This window comes from Chamaesiphon polymorphus CCALA 037 (genome assembly GCF_003003845.1).
GTDB classification, from domain to species: domain Bacteria; phylum Cyanobacteriota; class Cyanobacteriia; order Cyanobacteriales; family Chamaesiphonaceae; genus Chamaesiphon; species Chamaesiphon polymorphus.
Map to the genome: position 1 here is coordinate 1 of NZ_PVWO01000387.1, position 5633 is coordinate 5633.

General features: G+C 46.9%; 5 protein-coding genes. 3 read left to right on the forward strand and 2 right to left on the reverse strand.

Annotation, left to right across the window (positions count from 1 at the left end):
- Nucleotides 1-226: 226 nt before the first annotated feature.
- The 3 genes from C7B77_RS22480 to holA all read left to right on the forward strand — a co-directional run bounded on the left by C7B77_RS22480 (nucleotide 227) and on the right by holA (nucleotide 3853).
- Nucleotides 227-1453 carry a DUF790 family protein gene (locus C7B77_RS22480; protein WP_106310144.1) on the forward strand — a complete coding sequence of 409 codons (1227 nt, stop codon included), beginning with the start codon at nucleotides 227-229 and terminating at the stop codon, nucleotides 1451-1453.
- Nucleotides 1454-1589: 136 nt separating this feature from the next.
- Entirely contained in the window at nucleotides 1590-2744 is a 1155-nt protein-coding gene (locus C7B77_RS22485; RefSeq protein ID WP_106310147.1) for a pentapeptide repeat-containing protein, read from the forward strand.
- 140 nt (nucleotides 2745-2884) lie between these two features.
- Entirely contained in the window at nucleotides 2885-3853 is a 969-nt protein-coding gene (holA, locus tag C7B77_RS22490) for a DNA polymerase III subunit delta (RefSeq protein ID WP_106310150.1), read from the forward strand.
- Between the two features lie 52 nt (nucleotides 3854-3905).
- On the opposite strand, the gene cysC is transcribed toward holA, so the two are convergent.
- On the reverse strand, nucleotides 3906-4475 hold the full coding sequence (gene cysC / locus C7B77_RS22495) for an adenylyl-sulfate kinase (RefSeq protein WP_106310153.1): 570 nt from the start codon (nucleotides 4473-4475) through the stop codon (nucleotides 3906-3908).
- A gap of 37 nt (nucleotides 4476-4512) precedes the next feature.
- Nucleotides 4513-5607: a tRNA preQ1(34) S-adenosylmethionine ribosyltransferase-isomerase QueA gene (gene queA / locus C7B77_RS22500; RefSeq protein ID WP_106310156.1), complete on the reverse strand. Its 1095-nt coding sequence runs from the start codon at nucleotides 5605-5607 to the stop codon at nucleotides 4513-4515.
- Nucleotides 5608-5633: the final 26 nt, after the last annotated feature.

A 5633-nucleotide genomic window follows, 5' to 3' on the forward strand; every position in this document is an offset into this window, starting at 1 on the left:
AACCAAACCCTACCCCGTAGCTACTCAGTCAAACCGACCCAGATTACACTAGCACAAACAACCTACATACGCAGGGGAGTTTGAGGGGCGGCGTCCTGCCCCTCAACGGGGGGTCTGGGGGAAGCCTCCCCCAGATCCGGGTTCTATTTGCACCAGAAAACCTCACTAGCACAAGTATCGCTCGTTGACCATATTCCTAAGCACTACCAATCGAAAATAGCAACAAATGCTCCCTGGCGACCTACTAATCTACCGATACAACGGCGAATCGATCGTGCCCAAACGGATTGACATCGACGCGCATCATATTCAGATGGCGATCGAGATTATCGACTGTTTTACGTCTGTTACAGGCGGGACGCAGGGGCAACTCGATGAGATGCTGTTGGAGCTAGAAGGCGATAGCCCCGACTTTCGCGTCAAGCGGGGATTTGCCCATTTGCTCAAGAGTCAAACCTTCAGTCAATTTGAGGTTGTCAGCCCGCTCCAGCCCTCAGAACTGCGCGAACGAGTCTATGCACTCTCGGCGACTTCCAGCCCTAGTGTAGAGCATAGTAAGGCCACATTAGCCACACTTGCCAGCAATCTTTCTCAAGAGTTGAGCCGCGAAATTATTCCCGCCCAAATTACTCAAGGATTGTACGCCGATTTGCCCGAAAATCGGATTTTGACAGAGTTTACCGCACCAGATCCGGTAGCTCTAATTCACCGTTACAATCTATCGCAAGTTCAAGGCGTATTTTATCGTGCCAGCGAGCTGACAATTAACGCCCATCGCAACGTTCCCGGACAATATAAACTGTTATTTCGGTATTTGAAATTATTTCAATTGATGACATATATCGAAGGTGATGCCGACCATGGTTTTACCATTAAAGTCGATGGCCCCACGAGTTTATTCAAAGCTAGTACTCGCTATGGACTCGCGATCGCTAAGTTAATTCCAGCAATTCTCCACGTTACTAAGTGGAGCCTGAGTGCAACTTTACAAACTAAAGATTTCTACACCGGAAATCTCAAAGTCGGACGCTATAGCCTCACCGATAAATGTGGATTAGAAACACACTATCCACCTGGCAAATCATACGATAGTATGTTAGAAGCTGGTTTTGCCGATCGCTGGGACAAGCTCAAAACCGAGTGGGTACTAGAGCGAGAAGTCGAATTATTGCCAATTCCTGGGAGTGTCATGATTCCCGATTTTCGATTGGTACATCCCGACGGACGCAGTTATATTTTAGAGATCGTCGGTTATTGGCGACCAGAATATTTACAAAAGAAATTCGCCCAAGTTCGCAAATCTGGCTGCACTAATTTGATTTTAGCGATCTCGGAACGGTTGAATCTAGAGAAAGCTGGATTGAATGCTAGAGATCTACCTTGCGAGGTGATTTGGTTTAAGGATAAACTATTACCTAAATCAGTATTAGAAATACTAGATGCAGTCGATTAAATCCCAGTCTGCGTAGACGGACTTTGTACCACTAGCTACGACTTACAGTCGTTGTCTTGTCTCTCGATCGCGTCATGAATAAACTCCCCCTCCAATCCCCATTCCCTATCCCCAATTCCCTATTTCCTAACTAACGATGATTTGGTTCAATTTGCTGGGAGTCATCGCGATCGGGTGTGGCATCTTATTTAAGAATACTGGTTTGACAGTCGCAGGTTGCGCGATCTCATTTGGATTGTCACTACCGATTATTTATCGTGGGATTCGCCCTAAAATTCCGAGAACTCTCTCGTCAAGACTGCAATTGCAAATAGTGACGACAATTACCATGTTAGTTGTCATCATCAATCTCCTCAAATTTGGGGGCTTTTTTACATATATTGGCAATCTTTCGGCGGGGACGGATTGGAGCGCGGTGGGTGCGTTGGGATTGTGGGGTGGCGCGCTCGGACAGACGCTCATTGCGACTATAGCCGCATTTGTATCGTGGCGACAATATATAGTATCTCGCGATTTAACGATCGAACAAAATCGACTCAACCGCCAACAAAATATTATTACTCAACAACAAACGATCGATAATTACTTTCAAGGAATTTGCGATTTGGTGCTCGACGATGATGGCTTTTTGGAAGACTGGCCGCAAGAAAGAGCTTTTGCAGTGGGTCGAACTGCGGCATTATTAGGTAGTGTCAATGCTGAAGGCAAAGCACGAGTCCTCCGCTTTCTCTCTCGATCCAAATTGCTAACGCCACTCGAACGCGATCTCCGGTTGGGGCGAGTGGTACTCAATGGCGATGGACGCTATGATGAAGATCGAATTGCTGGCGTCCGCGTCATTAATTTGGGGGTAATTTTAGCAGGTACAGATCTATCAAAAACCGATTTACCCTGGACGGATCTCAGTGATGCCAATTTAATTAGGACTAATTTAAGTGGATGCGTTTTATTTAAAGCTAATTTAGCCAGAGCAATTTTGTATCAAGCTAAATTAACTAATGCCGATATTTTTGGTACGCGCTTTTTTTATGGCGATCTCGAATCGGCTACTCCTCGCGCGATCGATCGAACTCCCAATTATATTACAGGCGAATTTAGCGGTGCAGTTGTTGAAGATGTCGATTTTACCAACGTGCGCCGGATGTCTGAAGAACAACGTTATTACTGTTGCGCCTGGTGCGGCGAAGCATCGCGCAAAACTATCCCCGGCGGCTGCAACGGCATTCCCAATCGTCTACTCTCGATCGATTACTCTTCCTCGGCACAAGCCTTTGATGATGATTATATTTAGTGGATAGTGGATAGTGAATAGTGAATAGTGAATAGTGAATAGTGAATAACTATCGTTAATACTAATATTAAATCCGCAGTCCGCAATTCAAACTCCCAACTCCCAACTCCCAACTCCCAACTCCCAACTCCCAACTCCAAATGTCCGTTATTTTATATTGGGGCGACGATGAATTTGCGATCGCCAAAGCTGTAAATGCAATCCAACAATCGGCACTCGATCCGGCTTGGATGAGTTTTAACTACGAGAAGATTCCACCAGAACGCGAGGATGCCGCGATCGTCGCTCTCGATGCTGCCATGACTCCCCCCTTCGGCACTGGCAAACGGGTCGTCTGGTTGGCCGATACGACGCTGATGCAGCAATGTTCGGAGCAACTATTAGCCGAACTAGAACGGACGTTACCTCAAGTGCCAGCGACGACGATTTTGCTGTTGACTAGCAAGAATAAACCAGATGGTAGGCTTAAATCGACGAAAACAATTCAGAAATATGCCAACGTCCAAGAATTCAGCTTGATTCCACCCTGGAAAACCGAAGAACTCAGCCAGCGAGTACAGATTGTTGCCAAAGAATTGGGGCTAAAATTAACTCCAGATGCGGTACAACTCCTCGCCGAATCTGTCGGTAATAATACCCGACAATTATATTTAGAACTCGATAAATTACAACTCTTAGCGGGTGGAGAGGGACAACAGATCGATCGAAAAATGGTCGCCAGTCTGGTAATTGCCAATACCCAAAACAGTCTCCAACTCGCCGCTGCCATTCGTCAAGGCGATACCGGAACCGCATTACAGCTTATTACCGAACTGATCGATCGCAACGAACCCGCACTGAAAATAGTTGCTACCCTCGTCGGTCAATTTCGCACCTGGTTGTGGGTTAAAATGCTGGTCGAGGCTGGCGAAGGGCTCGTCGAGGAGCAGGATCTTTGCCCCAACCGCATATTTTTCATAAAACAAGACCTCCAATCTCCCACCGCCGATCGACTTGCCGCCAGTCTGCCCAAATTACTCGATTTAGAATTCAATCTCAAGCGCGGTGGCGAAACCATCTCTACTCTGCAAATGCACGCGATCGAATTATGTCAGGGGTTTAGGCGGTAGGCGTTAGGTGTTAGGCGTTAGGTGTTAGGCGTTAGGCGTTAGGAGTTAGGTGTTAGGCGTTAGGACAAATATCATCGAGATGGCAAGTAGCGGGAATATAGCCCAATGCGACTAGTTTTTGTAACACCTCAGCCGCGCTCTGGGCAATGGTTTGGCGATCGGTTTGACATTCGAGATCGGGAGCTAAAGGAATTTCGTAAACTGCATCAATTCCCGTAAAATTGGGAATCAGTCCAGCTCTAGCTTTTGCATACAATCCTTTCACATCTCGCCGTTCGCAGATCTCTGGGGGTGCGTTAACATAAACTTCGATAAAATTGTCGATATTTTGCTTTAATTCTGCCCGAATATGACGGTAAGGCGCGATCGCCGCTACTAATACGATAATCCCATTTCTACTCAATAAATTGGCGACAAAACCAATCCGGCGAATATTTTCGATCCGATCTTCGTCGCTAAAACCCAACCCTTTACATAAGTGTTGGCGCATCACATCGCCATCAAGAATTTCTACTTTAAGATTGGCAATTTTTAATCTGCCCGCAACAGCTTGGGCGAGCGTCGTTTTGCCCGCACCGCTCAAACCTGTAAACCACACTGTGACACCCCGAACTGGTTGCATATTTTCAGTTTTTAGAGGTTTTATCTTTCAGATCCCCTTACCTCCCTGAATTCTCGTTAGATCGAAAAGGGCGAATTAACATGGCGTCGCCGAAGGAGTAGAATCGATAGCCATCGCCGATGGCGATCTGGTATAAATCTAGCAGTCTTTCTCTGCCGATCGCGGCACTGACGAGCATCATCAAACTCGATCCTGGCAAGTGAAAATTGGTAATCAAGCCATCGACGACTTGCCATTGATAACCTGGGTAAATAAAGATATTGGTATCGCCTCTGTAAGGCTGCAATTTGCCCGTCTGAGCCGCTGTTTCGAGGACGCGCACCGCAGTAGTCCCGACAGCATAAATCTTGCCGCCAGCAGCCTTGACAGCGTTAATTCGATCGACTGTCTCGCTAGAGATTTCTAGCCATTCATGATGCATCTGATGAGTGGTAATATCCTCAGCTTCGACTGGGCGAAAAGTGCCGACACCGACATGTAGCGTCACCTCCGCACGCTCGATTCCTTGTTGTGTCAATCGATCGAGTAATTCGGGCGTAAAATGCAATCCGGCTGTCGGTGCGGCAACTGCGCCAGGTATCTTGGCATAGACGGTTTGGTACTGTTCGTCAGTAGATGTACTAGCAGTAATATAGGGCGGTAACGGTAATTCCCCAAAGTCAGCGAGAATCGATAGTAAAGGTACCCCATCGGGGATGTCAAATTTTAATAATCTCCCGCCAGTGTCTTCATCTCTAGCCATAATCTCGGCGGTAATCTGGGGAATTTTACTCTCTGGATGACGTGCGGGAAAAACAATTTTGGTACCGATCTTGAGTTTGCGTCCGGGTTTAACTAGTGCCAGCCAGCAATTATGCTCTCGCTCGGATAAGAGCAAAATTTCGACAGGCGCGCCCGTGGTTTTGACACCATAAACTCGCGCGGGAATGACCCGTGTATTATTAAATACGAGCAAATCTCCAGCCGTCAAAAAATCGCCAATCTCGTGAAAGTGGCGATGCTGATACCCAGCTCCAGTTTCGACTACCAATAACCGCGATCGATCTCTCGGCACTACTGGCGTCTGCGCGATCGATTCAGTTGGTAATTCATAGTCATAACTAGTTAGTAGTCGGTCTAGACTGGTATTCATCTGCCCTAATTCGATCGAATATTTAC